The following is a 13,767-nucleotide window of genomic DNA, read 5'->3' as shown; positions in this document are numbered from 1 at the left end:
CCCCGGCTGGCCGGGGATTCCTGAAGATGTCGGCCCATGCACGCCCTGACAAGTTCAGGTCGCCCTCAGAGGCCGCTGACGCCCTCGCCGGAGCCGGAGGCCTGCTCGTCGAAGTTCTCGTGCTCGATGAGGTGGAGCACCGGTACGCCGAGCTTGCGGCGGGCGCGAGAGGTCCAGTCGACGTGGAAGAACTCCGCCACCACGTGGGAGCGGGTCAGGATGATGGCCTCGCGCGCGTCGACCGCCGCGACCAGCGCGGCCAGGGCGTCGACGGGCGGCTCGGAGGTGACCTTGCCCTGGGCGGTGCCGCCGGCGTCGTGCATGGCGAGCAGGGTCTTGTGCAGGTCGGAGGAGGAGTGCTCCTCGCACTCGCGGCGCAGCGCCTCGATGTCGACGTCGTTCATCGCCAGCGCCGGGGCGGCCATCAGGTCGCCGGCGCCGAGCGTGCCGAGCGAGGCCTCGATGCGGGCCGCGGCGTCCTCGAGCGGCAGCAGGACGTGGTAGACGACGGGGTCCTCGATCTCGGTGTGGAGCGAGCGGACTTGCTTGGCGTCTGCGGGCGTGAGTGCCTGCTCGACGAGGAGCACCACGTCGTAGGTGCCCTGCCCGTCGTGGATCGAGCCGTCGTTGCTGGGGGTGTTCTCAGTGCTGGGGGTGCTCATGACTCGCCTCCGGGGTCGGTACTGAGGATTCTAGTGAGGTCGTAGCCCGCGGGCTCGTCGAGCTGGGAATAGCCGCAGCTCTCCGGGTCGCGGTCGGGGCGCCACCTCTTGAAGTGGGCAGTGTGCCGGAACCGGCGGCCCTCCATGTGGTCGTACTTGACCTCCAGCACCCGCTCGGGGCGCAGCGCGGTGAAGCCGAGGTCCTTGCCTGCGCTCCACCGGCTCTGGGTGCCGGGGACCCGGTCCGGGTTGGCGGTGAGGAACTCGTTCCACCGGCCCCACGGGTGATCGGCGATGTCGCAGACCAGCGGCTGCAGCTCGTGCCACAGCTCGGCGCGGCGCGCGGCGGTGAAGCTGGCCGAGACGCCGATGTGCTGCAGCTCGCCGTCGTCGTCGTACAGACCGAGGAGCAGCGAGCCGACGAGCCGCGCTTCGGGCGTGGACGTCTTGTGCTCGCGGTAGCCGGCGAGGACGACGTCGGCGGTGCGCTCGTGCTTGATCTTGAGCATGGTGCGCTTGTTGGGCTCGTACGCCGACCCGAGCGGCTTGGCGACCACGCCGTCGAGCCCCGCTCCCTCGAACTCCTCGAACCACCGCTCGGCCTCGGCGGCGTCCTCGGTGGTGCGGGTGAGGAAGCACGGGCCGCTCCCGTCGAGGTGGCCGAGTGCCTCGACGAGCGCGGCGCGGCGCTCGGAGAGCGGACGGTCCATGAACGACACGTCGCCGAGCGCGAGCAGGTCGAAGGCGACGAACCCGGCGGGTGTCTCGGCGGCGAGCTTGTCGACGCGGCTCGCGGCCGGGTGGATGCGCTCCTGCAGGGTCTCGAACTCGAGCCGCCAGCCGTCGGGACCCTGCAGGCCGACGAAGATCTCGCCGTCGAGCACGATGCGCTCGGGCAGCTGACGGCGGCAGGCCTCCACGACCTCCGGGAAGTAGCGGGTGAGCGGCTTGGTGTTGCGGCTGGCGAGCTCGACCTCGTCGCCGTCCTTGAAGACCAGGCAGCGGAAGCCGTCCCACTTCGGCTCGAAGCTCAGACCTCCGTGCTTGGCCGGGTCGGGGACGCCGCTCACGCTCTTGGCGAGCATCGGCTGCACCGGAGGCATCACGGGAAGGTCCACACCGCGAGCCTAGTGGGGGGAGCGCCTACCTAGACTGCCCGCATGCCACGTGCCGCCGCTGTCTCGTTCGCCGGCCGCACGAAGTGGGGGGAGGTGCTCGGAAACCTCGTGCTGGCCGCGCTCGGCGCGGTCCTGCTCCTCGTCGCCGCACCCGAGCTTTCCGGGCGCGAGCCCATCGGGCTCTGGCTGCTCGTGGTCTACACGGCGTACGCCGTCGCGGTGACGCTGGTCCTCGCCGCGGTGGTCGTCGGCACCTCCCGGCTCCCGACGCTCCGCGAGGCGACGCTCGAGGGACGCCCGGCGGTCGGGGTGCGGTCGTGGGCGGCGCCGTGGTGGCACGCGAACGCGCTCGACCTCGGGCTCGCCGCCACCGGTGTGGCGCTCGCCGTGGCAGGTCTCGCCACGGGCGGGGAGTGGGCCGTCGTGGGGCTCCTTCCGGGCCTGGTCGGTCTCTGGTTCGCCGTCCGGGTGGCGCTCGTGGTGCTCGGCCGCCGCCGCCCGCCCGCGTTGTGGCTGACCGACGACGAGCTCGTCGTGGACTCGCCCTCCGGGCGCTCCCGCGCGGCCCGGTCCTCGGTGCGCGCGGTCCGCAGCCGCGGCCGGCGGGTGGTCGTCGAGCTGAACCGGGAGGCGACGCGCGAGGCGTGTCCCCGCCCGTGGCGGCACGGACCGCTGTCCCGGACCAGCCTCGTGCTCGACGCCACGGACATCGGGCACCGGGCCGCGGACCTCGCCGACTGGTTGCAGGCCGAGGTCGCCGGGTCGACGAGGATTGGAACGGCCCGTGCGGGGAACGCTGCAAGCGCGCCACGAACGTCCGACCGCCACCGCAAGGAGTGACTGCTTCCGTGACCAGCGACACGACGATCCCCGAGGGTCGGCGCGACGAGCACCGACCAGAGCTGCCGCCGGTCGTCTACGTCCCCACGACCGACGAGCCTGAGGTCGCCTCGCGCCGCGTGCTGCTCCACCGCGTCGCCGACGGGCGCACCGCCCTCTACACGTACTCGGCCATCGACCGGCTCCACCGCTGGTACCTGCCGGACACGCCCTGGCTGCTCTGCGACGTCGCTGCCCTGCAGCGCATCCACGACCAGAGCCCCTACGACCTGCTGTTCCTCGACGTCGACCCGGGCCTGCGCGACGACCCGGCCGGTCCGGAGGCGGGCCCGGACAGCGGTCCTGGCGACGCCGACGACGTACGCACGGTGCGTGGATGAGCGGCCACATCGACGTCGACCTCGCCACGCTCGACACCATCGCGGGCGACCTCGACGGTGCCGCGGACGGCCTGGAGGGGCTGGCCGGGAGCGTCCCGCGCGGCGTGGACGCCGGGCCGATGACGGCCGTCGTCGCCAGCATGCTCAGCCAGGTGGTCACGAGCGCCGGCAACGTCGCCAACGCCCTCACCGGCACGGCCGAGGGCGTCCGGCTCGCGCGCGGCTACTACCAGCGCGCGGACGCGGACGCGTCCGCCGACATGAACCGGATCCGGCAGGTGATGGAGCCATGAGCATCGACACCGAGATCACCGGGTCCCCGGGCGGCATCGAGGGCGCCGCCACGTGGCTGCGGACCAGCCTGGAGCCCCGGTTGACCGCTGCCGCCGACGCCGCCAACGGCGCGCGCCGCGACGCCGAGACGGGGTGGAGCTCGGTCGCCGGTGAGGAGTTCGTCGACACCGCCCGCCGCATCCGGGACAGCTCCGACGACCTCGCCGGGGCGGCGAAGAAGATGGCGGGCGACCTCGACGACTTCGCGGGCAAGCTGCGCCGCTCGCAGGACCAGATGGGCGACGTGCGGTCCACCGCCCGCGGCGCCGGGCTCACGGTCAGCGGTTTCACGGTCCAGCACCCCGGTGACGGGCCGGCCCGACCGCCGGACCTCTTCGAGGGCACGCCGCAGGAGGTCGAGGCGCACAACCAGAGGGTCACGGCGTACGACGCCCACCAGGACCTGCTCCAGGCCTACTACGACGCCGAGGCCGAGGCGGCCCGCATCGACCGCTACTACGCCGCCGCCTGCCGCGAGCTCCAGGAGGAGTACCTGCCGGGCACGCACGCGTCGTGGATCGTCACGCTCAGCGACATCGTGGGCGACAGCGCAGCCGGTGTGATCGGCGCGACGATCGCCCTGCGGCAGTCCCGCCTGCTGCAGTCCGCCTCGGACCTCGTCGACGAGGCGTCGCGCGCCATCGACGACCTGCAGGCCCACCCGGAGCGCTACATGAAGCGCAAGTGGTTCTTCTTCCAGACCCTCGACGAGGCGCGTCTGGAGGCCGACCGCCTCGCGATCCAGGGCAGGCTCGACGAGGCCGAGGACCTGCTGCGCCAGTCGCAGGAGGTCGCGGACTCCCGCGCCCTGCGCTACCTCGGTCGCGCCGGCAAGGTCCTCGGCCCTCTGGGCATCGGCCTCGGCGTCCACAACGACTGGCAGGAGGGTGAGACGACCGAGCAGATCCTGGTGTCGCAGGGCGTCTCCGCCGGTCTCGGTGCTGCCGCCGGCTACGGCGCCGGTCTGGCGGCGAGCGTCGGCACGGCCGCCCTGATCGGCGCGACCGCCGGGTCCGTGGTGCCCGGCGTGGGCACCGCCGTCGGAGCCGTGGTCGGCACGGTGGTCGGCGCCGGAATCGCGATCTTCGCCGACGGCGCCATCGACTCGCTCTTCGAGAACGGTCCCGACGTCGGCGCGGCGTGGGACGAGGGCGTCGACGCGCTCGAGGACACCGGCGAGGCGATCGCCGACGGGGTCTCGAGCGTCGGCGAGACGATCGGCGGGTGGTTCAGCTGAGCACGCGGCCGAGGATCGGCAAGGTGTCCGCGGCCCTCGGGGTCGGCTCGGGCCTCCTGGCGGTGGCGCTCGGCGTCGGGCTGGTGCAGGAGGCCGAAACGGGGTTCGGGCTCGCCTGGGCGGCGTCGTTCGTCGTCTTCGGCGTGGTCTCGCTGCTGGGTGTCGTCGCGGCCACCCGTCCGCCGGAGCGCGGATCCCCGTGGGCGCGGCCGCTGGCCCTGGTCGTGCTGCTGCTCCTCGCCGGGTGGGCGGTCGTCACCGCCGTGGTGGGTGTCGTGGAGGAGAACTGGCTGTGGGGCGTGCTGCTCGGCGTGCCAGCGGCGTACCTCCTGTGGGCCGCCGCGCGGGTGTGGCGCAGCGACCCGGACGACGCCGCTGCTCGTCGCCCCTGAGCGGCGCCGAGCGCAGCCGCTGCCCGTGGCTCAGCCGGCGTTGACCGCGTGTCGTCGCCCGGCCGCCACGGACAGGACGAGCGCGACGAGCACCCCGATCACGGGTGGGACGAAGAAGCCGGTCTCGTTGGCGGCGTACGCCAGCGCGCTGGCCAGGGCGTAGATGCCGAGGTTGACCCAGTGGAACGGGGGGACCGGGTGGCCCTCTGGCATCCCGGCGCGCCAGCGGGCGAGGTAGTCGCCGATGATGACGCCACCGAGCGGCGGGATGAAGACGCCGAGCAGGACCAGGTAGTCGACGAGGTGGTTCTGCACACCGACCAGCGCCAGCACCGTGCCGACGACCGATCCGCCGATGACGAAGGGCAGCTTGGACGGCTTCTCGAACAGCTCGGCCCCGGCGACGCCGAAGGCGTAGGCCGTGTCGGCGTTGGACTTCCACAGGTTGCCGAAGAGGAGGAACAGGCCCCAGCCGACGAGGCCCAGGTTGTAGAGGACCAGGACGAAGTCGCCCTCACCGAAGGTCATCGCGCCCGTCGCACCGAAGAAGATCATCAGGCCGTTGCCGACGAGGAAGCCGATGGCGCACGCCACGACCGCCTGGCCACCGGTGCGCGCGAAGCGGGTCCAGTTGGGTGCCTGGGTCCCGGCGGAGACGAACGTCCCGACGACGGTGGTGATTGCCACCGACCACGTCATCGAGGTGTCCGGATCGACCTGCGCCAGACCCGACCAGCCCCCGACCTCCTCGAGCGAGCGCAGCAGGACCCAGAACGCCAGCACCAGGATCAGCGGCGTCGAGATCGCCGACACCCAGAACATGCCGCGGTAGCCGTAGCACGCGGTGAGGCACATGAGGACGCTGGCGACGATCATCACCGCCGCCCGTGAGGGGTAGGAGTCCCACTCGAGGGCCTGGGCGGTGAGGTCGCCGATGGTGCCGATGACGACGCCGTACCAGCCGATCTGGGTGCCGCCCAGCAGGATCGAGGCGAGCTTGGCGCCGCGCTGGCCCAGCACGTAACGCGACATGACGACCGTGGTGAGGCCGGTGCGCGCACCGATCCAGCCGAGCACCGCGACGTAGACCCCGAGCACGAGCGAGCCGAGCAGGATGACCTGGAGCAGCTCGGAGAGCGTGAAGGCGGCGCCGAGCTGGGCGCCGGCGAGCATGGTGGGGGTGAAGACGGTGAAGCCGAGGAGCACGATCGCGAGCGAGAGGAACGACTTGCGTGCCTGCGAGGGCACGGGGGTGACCGGGTAGTCCGGGTCCACGACCTCGGTCGGGGCGGTGGTGGTGTCCATGGCGGTGTTCATGCCTCCTCCCCGATGTCCTCTGCCCACAGCTCCGGCTTCTCCGCGATCATGGTGTCCATCAGCGACCTGCACTGCTCGTCGTCGGCCACCACCAGCTCGACGCCGCGCGAGGTCAGCCACGACTCCGAGGCCTCGAAGGTCCGGTTCTCCCCGATGACGATCCGGGGGATGTCGTAGAGCACGGCGGTGCCGGCGCACATGAAGCACGGCGAGAGCGTCGTGTAGAGCGTGCTGGCCCGGTAGACACGTGCGGGCAGGCGACCCGCGTTCTCGAGGCAGTCGGTCTCGCCGTGCCGGATGGCCGAGCCCATCTGGACCCGTCGGTTGCGCCCGACGGCCAGCACCTCGCCCTCGTGCACCAGGGCGGCCCCGATGGGGATGCCGCCCTCCTGCCACCCGATCCGGGCCTGCTCGATCGCCAGGTCGAGGAAGGTCTGCTCCGCTGGGTCGATCATCATGTGGCCCTTCGTCCGGTGGTGCCGAGCCCGCCCGTGCGGGTGTGTCAGGTCACACCACCAGAGCCACGACCGGGCTGGCAACGGACATGTCGTCCGGCTGTCGACGCTAGTCTCCTGACACCTTGCCCGGTCCGAGGAGGCGTCGTGTGCTGATCCCGCTGTCCGAGGTGCTCGCGCTGCCGTCCTTCCGGGCCGCCGGCGTGCAAGTGCTCGCGGGTGCGCCCGACCTGGTGATGGTGCGCTGGGTCCACTCCTCGGAGGTCTTCGAGATGGGCGGGCTGCTCGCCGGCGGGGAGGTGCTGCTGACCACTGGACTTGGCCTGCACGGGCGCACCCCGGAGCACCTCGGGGCGTACGTCGAGCAGCTCGCCGACGCCGGTCTGTCGGCCCTCGCGCTCGAGCTGGGCCGCACGTTCTTCGAGGTGCCCGGCCCGATCCTGGAGGCCGCCGAGCGGCGCGGGCTGGTGGTGCTGGGCCTGACACAGGTCGTGCCCTTCGAGCGGATGGTCGAGGACTTCCACGAGCTCGTCGTGCGGCGGCGAGCCCATGCCGGCGGTGGTGCCGCGTGGGGTGACCTCGCCCAGGTCGTCATCGACGGGCGCGGCCTGCGGGCGCTGCTCGACGAGGTCTCGCGGGCGGCCGGGTGCGAGGTCGAGCTGCGCGACCGCGACGACCAGCTCGTCGAGCGCAGCTCCATCGCCTCGGTCGCGGAGGAGGCCCGGCTCGCCGAGCCCGTGCGCGGACCGGCAGGCGTCGTGGCCACGCTCCACCTCCTGGGTGGTCCCACCCGCCAGCGGCGGCGGGTGGCCGGGCAGGCGGCGGTCGCGGTGGCGCTCGAGCTGGGGCGGGCCGGGTCGCTCGGTCAGCGCCCGGGTCCGAGCCAGTCGCTGGTGTCCGACCTGTGCGCCGCGACGCCGATGTCGGGGACCGAGGTGACCGACCGGCTGGCCGACCTGGGGTGGCCGGCTCCGGACGGTCGCGGCTGGCAGCCGCTGACCGTCGCAGTCGAGCCCGGCACGGCGCTGACCGACGTGGTCCCCGCCCTCGAGCACGCGCTCCGGCAGGTGGCCGGGCCGGTTCTGGTGGGGATCGCGGGGAGCCGGGTCGTCGCGGTGGTGCGCGGCTGGCCCCGGCCGGGCCCGGCCCGTGCCGCCCTCGCCGAGGCGCACGAGACGCTAGGCCGCCGGCTCGGGTCGCCGGCGGCCGACACCGGGCCCGGGTCCGCGGCTGCTGCCCTGCTGGTGGCTGGTCCCCAGGTCGCCGACCCGGCCGAGCTCGGGCCCGCGCTCGGCACGGCCCGGGAGCTGCTGGAGCCTGCCCGGCGCACGGGGCGTCGCGACGGCGTACTGCTGGCACGGGACCTCGCGGGCCCCCACCTGCTGGCCGCGGTCGGACCGGCTGCGTGGGCGCGGATGGCCGAGGAGCAGGTCGGTGCCCTCATCGCCCACGACAGCCGGCACCGCACCGAGCTGCTGCGGACCCTGGACACCTACCTGACCCACGGCCTGTCGAAGTCGGCCACGGCCGCGGCCCTCGGCATCCGCCGGCAGTCGCTCTACGACCGGTTGGAGCGGGTCGAGCGGCTCCTGGGTGTCGAGGTCGACGACGCCGACCAGCAGCTCGGTCTGCGCCTGGGCGTGCTGGCGTGGCGCCTGCGCACCGGGATCGACCCGATGGTCGGCTTCGGCGGCTGAGCCGTCGCGCGGGGCTGGTCCGCCTCAGTCCTCGCCGCGCAGCGAGAACGAGCGCAACCGGTCGCCGGCGAACCACACCCCGACGACCGTCACCGCCAGGCTGACGACGATCGCGTAGCCGAGGTTGGCAGGGTCGGGCAGCTCGGTGGAGATCTCGTGGCCGATGCGCAGGCCCCACTGGCCGATGCTGAGCCAGGCGATGCCGCTGAAGAGGTTGCCGAGCAGGCTCTCCCAGATCAGCACGAACATCAGCGACGCGATGACGGCGTGCCGGGTGACGGCCGAGATCGCGAGGAAGAGCGCGGAGTACGCCGTCCCGGCGACGGCGGCGCCGACGAAGAGCGCGGTCGCCCGGGTGCTGTCGCCGGTGACGAGCGCGGCGACCAGGATCGGCAGCGCACCCGCCGCCAGCGTGGCGCCGAGGGCCACCAGCCACTTGCTGAACGCGATGCCGTAGCGGTTCACCGGCTTGGACAGCAGGTAGACGATCGAGCCGTCGTCGACCTCGGGGCCGAGCACCGAGGACGCCGCGAGGATCGCCACCAGCGGCAGGATGAGCGGGTAGCCGAGGTTGGGCAGGACCTCGTAGGCGGCCTCGCCGTCGACCAGCGCCGTCACCAGCGCGACGAGCCCGATGAGCAGCACCGGGAAGGCCAGGAGGAGGAAGAAGCGGCGTCGGCCCAGCAGCGCCTGCAGAGCGAGCTTGGCAATGGTCGTGTTGATCATCGGGCCACCAGGTAGGCGAAGACGCTCTCCAGCGACTCGTCGCTGGGGGAGAGCTCGAACAGGGTCACGTCGTGCTGCCGGGCCAGCCCGGGGAGGTCCACCGCGAAGCGGCCGAGGTCGCCGACCTGGACGTCGAGGTGGTCGCCGAGCAGGCTGACGGCCCGCACGGACTCCTGGGCCATCAGCGCGGCCGCGAGGGTGCGGTTGTCGCTCGACTGGACGGCGTACTGCACCGGCCGGTCGGTCATCAGCCGACGGATCGCGCCGAAGTCGCCGGACGCGGCGTGGCGGCCGGAGACGACGACCTCGATGTGGCGGGCGAGCCGCTCGACCTCCTCGAGGATGTGGGAGCTGAAGAGCACCGTGCGGCCCTCGTCGCCGAGGCGCCGCAGGAGGTCCATCAGGTGCATCCGCTGCCGCGGGTCGACGCCGTTGAACGGCTCGTCGAGCAGCAGCACGGCGGGGTCGTGGACCAGCGCCGCGGCGATCTTGATCCGCTGCCGCATGCCCTTGGAGTAGGTGTCGAGACGGCGGCTGGCCGGCTCGACCATGTCGACGACCTCGAGGATCCGCTCGGTGGCGGCGGCCGCGTCGGGGAGGCGGTGCAGGTCGGCGTTGGCGCGGACGAACTGGCGCCCGGTGAGGTAGCCGAAGCTCAGCTCCCGCTCGGGCACGAGACCGATCTGGCGGTAGGTCTCGGTGTTGCGCCAGACCGGCTTGCCGTCGAGGGTGACGTGGCCGGCGGACGGGGCGAGGAAGCCCGACATCATCGCCATCAGCGTGGTCTTGCCGGCGCCGTTGGGGCCGAGCAGGCCGGTCACGCCGGGGCCGATGGTCAGTGAGACGTCGTTGACCGCGACGACGTTGCCGAACCAGCGCGAGGCCGAGTCGAGGACCAGGGTGCTCATCGCGACCCCACCTTCCGGAAGCGGGCGACCAGCCCGAGCAGGCAGGCGGCGACGAGCAGCACCGCCACGATGACGTACGCCGGCACCCAGGCGCCGTCGACCGGGACCGGGGTGGCGACCCCAGCGTCCCAGGCGTTGGCCAGGCCGTTGTGGAGCGACCAGGGCGACAGCAGCCCGACGCCGACCGAGACGGTCTCGCTGTCGCCCTCGTAGTAGGCGATGTTCTGCATCACGGTGACGATGCCGGTGAGGACGATGAGCGCCATCACCGAGCCGACGACGGCGAAGCCGCGGCGCAGGGAGACCGAGGAGATCAGCCCGCTGACGCCGGCGATCATCATCGCGAGCAGGGCCTGCAGGACGACCGCCTTGAGCACCGCGGTCGTCTGGTCGCTCTTGTCGAGGCCGGACAGCATGGCGCCGGCGAAGAGCACGACGGTCGGGATCGCGGTGAACAGGAAGATGGCGAGGGTGAGCGAGAGCCACCGCACCACCGCGAAGACCGGCGCCGGCAGCGGGCGGGCGAGGTAGAGCACGATCGAGCGGTGGCGCAGGTCGCGGGAGAACAGCACGGGGGCCTGCGAGGCCGCGAAGAGGCTGACGAGCAGCTGCGTCTGGTTGGTGTAGTCGGCGTAGGACACCGGGAGCTCGCCGAGGCCGGTGAGGACGACGACGCCGACGACGATGGTGGCCGGCAGCAGCGACATCGCCAGCAGGATGAACGGCATCACCTTGGACTTGCCGGACCGACCGAGGCCGTAGGCGTGACGCAGGCCGGTGACGAAGAGGGTGCGCGCGATCGCCGGGGTGTCCTCGCGCACGCCGTCGAAGTGGCGGTAGCCGAGGTCGTGGATGACACCGGGACGGCCGGCGCCGGGGGAGAGGTCAGACACGGGTGCCTCCTTCGAGGAAGACGTCCTCGAGGTGGTGCCGGTCGGGCTGGAGCCGCATCAGACCCAGGCCGAGGTCGGCGGCGACGTCGCGGATCAGGTCGTGGACGGCCCCGCCCTCGGCGAGCTCGGGTGGCGGCGGGTCGATCGCGACCATCGCCCCGCGGGGGCGGCAGGTGAGCCCGCGCTGGGCGAGCGCCTCGCCGAGCCGGTCGCGCTCGGTCTCGGTGCCGACGACCTCGACCAGCAGGCTGCCGGTGCGCTGCAGGAACTCGCCGGTCGCGCTGCTCCGCAGCAGGTGGCCGCCGTCGAGCACGATGACGTGGTCGCTGACCTGCTCGAGCTCGCCGAGCAGGTGGGAGGTGACAAGAACGGCGATGCCGAAGTCGCTGCCGATGCGCTGCACGAGGCGCAGCATGTCGGTGCGCGCAGCCGGGTCGAGGCCGTTGGTCGGCTCGTCGAGGAAGACCAAGCGGGGGTCGTGGGCGAGCGCCTGGGCGAGCTTGGCGCGCTGCTTCATGCCGGTGGAGTAGCCGCCCATCGGCCGGTAGCGCTCCTCGTCGAGGCCGACGTGGCGCAGCACGTCGGCCGAACGCTCGCGCGCCGCCGACGCACCGAGGCCCGACATCCGCGCCATGTGCACGACGAAGTCGCTCGCGCTCACGTCGGGCGGCAGGCAGTCGTGCTCGGGCATGTAGCCCACGAGCCGCCGGATGTCCTGGCCCTGGTGCTCGATGTCGTGGCCGAGCACGCTCGCGTGCCCGCCGGTCGGCTCGAGCAGCCCGAGCAGGATCTTGATGAGCGTCGACTTGCCGGCCCCGTTGGCGCCGACCAGTCCTGTCACGCCCGCGCCGACGTCGACCGTGAGGTCGGTCAACGCGTGGACCGTCCCGTAGTGCTTGGTGAGCCCCGCGGTCGAGATGACCGGCGGGCGCCCCATGATTTCCCCCGTCACGCGCCTCACGCTAGCGGCCCCGACCGACCCCCTGCATCAGGGATGGCCCCGATCCGTGTGGAGGAGTCGTGAAGATCGGTCTGCCGGGCCGCTGCGCCCGCTTCTCAGGCCTGCGTCATCCGAAGCGGTGCGTATGGGTGCGGGTTCGTATGACGTCCCGGGTTGGCTCGCGCTCTGCGTCATCCGAAGCCGTACGTATGGGTGCGGGTCCGTATGACGTCGAGCCGCTGAATCGGCCGCCGCCCGCCACGACGTACGCCGACGGCGACGGGCCGCCGTTCGTCCGGGCTCCGGGCCGCGCTGAGCGACGCGGGCCCTAGGCTTGGCGTCACATTCCCCGGTTGGTCTGCCGGTAGGGCCCGCCTGACTTTGAATCAGGACTAGCGACGTAGGTTCGACTCCTACCCGGGGAGCTCCGATCGCTGGAGTCCGGCGACGTGCGGGTGGCCCGTAGCGTCGGGCCATGGACATCTCCGAGATCGTCGGCGTCTACGACGCGGACGGCGGCCTGCTCGGCGAGGCGGCGTACGTCTGGGGCAAGGTGCGCGGCACCCGGCACTGCGGGCTGTGCGACATCACCCACGCCACGGTGCGCCGCAAGGTCGAGTGGGACCGGATGGTCGAGACCCTGCCGGTCCGGGTGCGGCTGCTGCACCTCAACGAGCTGGACGACGAGCTGGCTGCGGTCGTCGCGGCGACGCGGGCCCCGGTCGTGCTCGCGCGCGACGGCGGCGCGTGGCGCGAGCCTGGTCGGCGCGCAGGAGCTCGACGCGATGGCCGGCTCGGTCGATGCGTTCGAGGCCGCGGTCCGCGGCCGGCTCGCAGGCGGCGGCGCGGCCTGACCCACGACACCGGCTCGCCGGTCGGACGCGGCTACCGCTCGGCGGACCCGTCTGCAGCGTCCGGCAGCAGCGCCCGGTCGAGGAAGCCGACCACCCGGCGTTCCCAGTCCTCGGGCGCGGTCCGCAGGCTTCGGGTGTGCCCGGCGCCGGGGACGGTCCAGACCTCGACGCCCGTGCTGTCGCCGGCGATGAAGTCGGCCGCCAGCGGTTCGGTCTCCACCGAGCCGGCCGCGACCAGCAGGAACGCCGTGGGGTCACGGCGGCCGGCGGCCGCGTCCACGGCGTCGCGCAGGGACTCCGGTGCCGGGGCGTCGGTCAGGAGGTCGACGACGCCGTAGGTGAGGTGGTCGATCCGCTGCTGGACCTCCCCGCGGGTGCCGTACGCCGACAGGTAGCCCTTGTCGTCGGCGGTGCGGTTGGTCGCTCCCTCCGCCACGACCGCCGCGACGCGGTCGTCCACGCCGGCCGCGCCGATCGCCTGCTCGCCGCCCATGGACAGGCCGACGAGGCCGATGCGCCCGGGGAGACGTCGGGCTGGTCGCCGAGGAAGTCGACGGCCCCGGCGGCGTCCTGCTCGCCGTACCACCCGAGGTCCATGCCGCGGCCCGCGCTGTCGCCGTGGCCGCGCGCGTCGTAGAGCAGGACGCCGTAGCCGCGCCCGGCGAGCACCGCCGCCTGGTCGAGCACGGCGGTGCGGGTCGAGCCCGCCCCGTGCAGCAGGGCGACGGCGGCGCCGTTGCGGGAGGGGACGTACCACCCTTCCAGCCGTACGCCGTCGCTGCTGGGGAACGCCACGTCGCGGTGGGCCAGGCCCACGTCGGCCGGCGTCCGGTCGCCGAGCCTGCGGGCGGGGCGGGTAGGCCGCGGCGACCGCCTGCCCGATCGTCCAGAGGGACAGGTACGTCGCCAGCAGCAGCGCCGGGACGGTGAGCAGCCACCACCGACGCCGGGTGCTGCGCAGGAGCCGGACCCCGCCCCCCCGCCACGACCAGCCCGGCGACCAGCAGCGCGAACC

At 73.0% G+C, this 13,767-nt stretch carries 15 protein-coding genes and 1 tRNA gene; 8 read left to right on the top strand and 8 right to left on the bottom strand.

Annotated elements, in window-relative coordinates:
- Positions 1-65: 65 nt before the first annotated feature.
- Together ACNKF0_RS17970 and ACNKF0_RS17965 are read right to left on the bottom strand one after the other, a co-directional pair.
- On the bottom strand, positions 66-662 hold the full coding sequence (locus tag ACNKF0_RS17970; protein WP_416954210.1) for a hypothetical protein: 597 nt from the start codon (positions 660-662) through the stop codon (positions 66-68).
- Complete coding sequence (locus ACNKF0_RS17965) at positions 659-1,780, bottom strand: ATP-dependent DNA ligase (protein WP_416954209.1); 1,122 nt, start codon at positions 1,778-1,780, stop codon at positions 659-661. The genes ACNKF0_RS17970 and ACNKF0_RS17965 overlap by 4 nt, the downstream gene beginning before the upstream one ends.
- Positions 1,781-1,822: 42 nt before the next feature.
- Here ACNKF0_RS17965 and ACNKF0_RS17960 point away from each other — a divergent pair, with 42 nt between their 5' ends.
- Genes ACNKF0_RS17960 through ACNKF0_RS17940 form a run of 5 tightly spaced genes read left to right on the top strand, consistent with a single transcriptional unit; the run spans position 1,823 to position 4,962 of the window.
- Positions 1,823-2,620, top strand: a complete 798-nt coding sequence (locus ACNKF0_RS17960; protein WP_416954208.1) for a hypothetical protein — start codon at positions 1,823-1,825, stop codon at positions 2,618-2,620.
- Positions 2,621-2,628: 8 nt separating this feature from the next.
- Positions 2,629-3,000, top strand: coding sequence for an SAV_915 family protein (locus ACNKF0_RS17955; protein WP_416954207.1), 372 nt, complete (start codon positions 2,629-2,631; stop codon positions 2,998-3,000).
- Positions 2,997-3,293 (top strand): hypothetical protein, encoded by a 297-nt coding sequence (locus ACNKF0_RS17950; protein ID WP_416954206.1) that lies wholly within the window; start codon positions 2,997-2,999, stop codon positions 3,291-3,293. Before ACNKF0_RS17955 ends, ACNKF0_RS17950 begins: the two co-directional genes overlap by 4 nt.
- A complete protein-coding gene (locus tag ACNKF0_RS17945; RefSeq protein WP_416954205.1) occupies positions 3,290-4,570 on the top strand; it encodes a hypothetical protein in 1,281 nt (426 codons plus the stop codon). The genes ACNKF0_RS17950 and ACNKF0_RS17945 overlap by 4 nt, the downstream gene beginning before the upstream one ends.
- Positions 4,558-4,962, top strand: a complete 405-nt coding sequence (locus ACNKF0_RS17940; protein ID WP_416954204.1) for a hypothetical protein — start codon at positions 4,558-4,560, stop codon at positions 4,960-4,962. The genes ACNKF0_RS17945 and ACNKF0_RS17940 overlap by 13 nt, the downstream gene beginning before the upstream one ends.
- 30 nt (positions 4,963-4,992) lie before the next feature.
- Here ACNKF0_RS17940 and codB read toward each other — a convergent pair whose 3' ends face one another.
- Positions 4,993-6,279 (bottom strand): cytosine permease, encoded by a 1,287-nt coding sequence (gene codB / locus ACNKF0_RS17935; protein ID WP_416954203.1) that lies wholly within the window; start codon positions 6,277-6,279, stop codon positions 4,993-4,995.
- Positions 6,276-6,737 carry a nucleoside deaminase gene (locus tag ACNKF0_RS17930; RefSeq protein WP_416954202.1) on the bottom strand — a complete coding sequence of 154 codons (462 nt, stop codon included), beginning with the start codon at positions 6,735-6,737 and terminating at the stop codon, positions 6,276-6,278. The genes codB and ACNKF0_RS17930 overlap by 4 nt, the downstream gene beginning before the upstream one ends.
- Before the next feature lie 146 nt (positions 6,738-6,883).
- On the opposite strand from ACNKF0_RS17930, the gene ACNKF0_RS17925 reads away from it, so the two are divergent.
- Complete coding sequence (locus ACNKF0_RS17925) at positions 6,884-8,431, top strand: PucR family transcriptional regulator (RefSeq protein ID WP_416954201.1); 1,548 nt, start codon at positions 6,884-6,886, stop codon at positions 8,429-8,431.
- Positions 8,432-8,455: 24 nt separating this feature from the next.
- Here ACNKF0_RS17925 and ACNKF0_RS17920 read toward each other — a convergent pair whose 3' ends face one another.
- Genes ACNKF0_RS17920 through ACNKF0_RS17905 form a run of 4 tightly spaced genes read right to left on the bottom strand, consistent with a single transcriptional unit; the run spans position 8,456 to position 11,910 of the window.
- The gene (locus tag ACNKF0_RS17920) at positions 8,456-9,157 is read right to left on the bottom strand and encodes an ABC transporter permease (protein ID WP_416954200.1); all 702 of its coding nucleotides are present in this window, start codon (positions 9,155-9,157) and stop codon (positions 8,456-8,458) included.
- On the bottom strand, positions 9,154-10,065 hold the full coding sequence (locus tag ACNKF0_RS17915; protein WP_416954199.1) for an ABC transporter ATP-binding protein: 912 nt from the start codon (positions 10,063-10,065) through the stop codon (positions 9,154-9,156). The genes ACNKF0_RS17920 and ACNKF0_RS17915 overlap by 4 nt, the downstream gene beginning before the upstream one ends.
- Positions 10,062-10,958 (bottom strand): ABC transporter permease, encoded by an 897-nt coding sequence (locus tag ACNKF0_RS17910; protein ID WP_299925795.1) that lies wholly within the window; start codon positions 10,956-10,958, stop codon positions 10,062-10,064. The genes ACNKF0_RS17915 and ACNKF0_RS17910 overlap by 4 nt, the downstream gene beginning before the upstream one ends.
- The gene (locus tag ACNKF0_RS17905) at positions 10,951-11,910 is read right to left on the bottom strand and encodes an ABC transporter ATP-binding protein (protein ID WP_416954198.1); all 960 of its coding nucleotides are present in this window, start codon (positions 11,908-11,910) and stop codon (positions 10,951-10,953) included. The genes ACNKF0_RS17910 and ACNKF0_RS17905 overlap by 8 nt, the downstream gene beginning before the upstream one ends.
- 334 nt (positions 11,911-12,244) lie before the next feature.
- Here ACNKF0_RS17905 and ACNKF0_RS17900 point away from each other — a divergent pair.
- Both ACNKF0_RS17900 and ACNKF0_RS17895 read left to right on the top strand, forming a co-directional pair.
- Positions 12,245-12,323: transfer RNA gene (locus ACNKF0_RS17900), tRNA-Gln, on the top strand.
- A 50-nt stretch (positions 12,324-12,373) separates the two neighbouring features.
- On the top strand, positions 12,374-13,090 hold the full coding sequence (locus tag ACNKF0_RS17895; protein WP_416954197.1) for a hypothetical protein: 717 nt from the start codon (positions 12,374-12,376) through the stop codon (positions 13,088-13,090).
- Positions 13,091-13,767 lie beyond the last annotated feature (677 nt).

The organism is Nocardioides sp. T5 (genome assembly GCF_048161455.1).
Taxonomy (GTDB): domain Bacteria; phylum Actinomycetota; class Actinomycetes; order Propionibacteriales; family Nocardioidaceae; genus Nocardioides.
This window is presented reverse-complemented; position numbering and strand designations above follow the sequence as displayed.

What these genes read in the sequence shown, in the direction of transcription:
- ACNKF0_RS17970 (WP_416954210.1), bottom strand. Translation starts at nt 662, where the DNA reads ATGAGCACCCCCAGCACTGAGAACACCCCCAGCAACGACGGCTCGATC.
- ACNKF0_RS17960 (WP_416954208.1), top strand. Translation starts at nt 1,823, where the DNA reads ATGCCACGTGCCGCCGCTGTCTCGTTCGCCGGCCGCACGAAGTGGGGG.
- ACNKF0_RS17950 (WP_416954206.1), top strand. Translation starts at nt 2,997, where the DNA reads ATGAGCGGCCACATCGACGTCGACCTCGCCACGCTCGACACCATCGCG.
- ACNKF0_RS17945 (WP_416954205.1), top strand. Translation starts at nt 3,290, where the DNA reads ATGAGCATCGACACCGAGATCACCGGGTCCCCGGGCGGCATCGAGGGC.
- codB (WP_416954203.1), bottom strand. Translation starts at nt 6,279, where the DNA reads ATGAACACCGCCATGGACACCACCACCGCCCCGACCGAGGTCGTGGAC.
- ACNKF0_RS17930 (WP_416954202.1), bottom strand. Translation starts at nt 6,737, where the DNA reads ATGATGATCGACCCAGCGGAGCAGACCTTCCTCGACCTGGCGATCGAG.
- ACNKF0_RS17920 (WP_416954200.1), bottom strand. Translation starts at nt 9,157, where the DNA reads ATGATCAACACGACCATTGCCAAGCTCGCTCTGCAGGCGCTGCTGGGC.
- ACNKF0_RS17915 (WP_416954199.1), bottom strand. Translation starts at nt 10,065, where the DNA reads ATGAGCACCCTGGTCCTCGACTCGGCCTCGCGCTGGTTCGGCAACGTC.
- ACNKF0_RS17895 (WP_416954197.1), top strand. Translation starts at nt 12,374, where the DNA reads ATGGACATCTCCGAGATCGTCGGCGTCTACGACGCGGACGGCGGCCTG.